The organism is Microvirga sp. P4_G7, assembly GCF_056401005.1.
The window spans coordinates 1-576 of sequence record NZ_JBFUKD010001170.1; the positions used below are offsets into that span (position 1 = coordinate 1).

Below are 576 nucleotides of genomic sequence, written 5' to 3' on the forward strand. Positions count from 1 at the left end.
CCGCGTATCCAGACCAGAGACCGCGGACGTCAACGTTTTATGAAAGGCCGCGATCGTCGCCTCTTCGCGATAAACAGGACTGATGATGTCGATCGTTCTCATGACCTCTGGTTCTCCCAAACCGAGCGAAGTCCGTCCTCTAAACCGACAAGCGGCCTCCATCCGCAAGCTGTCGTCAACGATGTGATATCCGCAACGACATCGTCGATTTCATTTTCGCGTCGGGCGCCACGGTCGCGATATGGTTTTTCGGATCGGGCAACGCTAAGCGACGTGCGGACGATTTCCTCGACCGAGTATGAGCGCCCGCTACCTACGTTGAAAGGGCCGCGATTGAACAGCTGCGGCCCGTTGAGAAGCGCAGCCACCGTATCGTCGATATGGATATAGTCGCGACGCGGCCGGAGATCGGAGACAACAACTGACGCTTCCGAGGGGTCACTAATCTGCTTGAAGATACTCGGGACAAGGAAGCTGTCGCCCTGCCCGGGACCATAGACATTGAACAGCCGGAAAACAGCAACCCTCGTGCCAAACGTGTCTGCATAGAATCGGCACGCCTCCTCACCCATAAGC

The 576-nt window shown here is 56.8% G+C and carries 1 protein-coding gene; it reads right to left on the minus strand.

Going from position 1 to position 576, the window contains the following annotated elements; translation table 11 throughout:
- Positions 1-98: 98 nt before the first annotated feature.
- Entirely contained in the window at positions 99-572 is a 474-nt protein-coding gene (locus AC1DT3_RS23685; RefSeq protein ID WP_477467588.1) for an NAD-dependent epimerase/dehydratase family protein, read from the minus strand.
- Positions 573-576 lie beyond the last annotated feature (4 nt).

Excerpts from the sequence above, each read along its gene's own strand:
- AC1DT3_RS23685 (WP_477467588.1), bottom strand. The coding sequence starts at position 572 with ATGGGTGAGGAGGCGTGCCGATTCTATGCAGACACGTTTGGCACGAGG.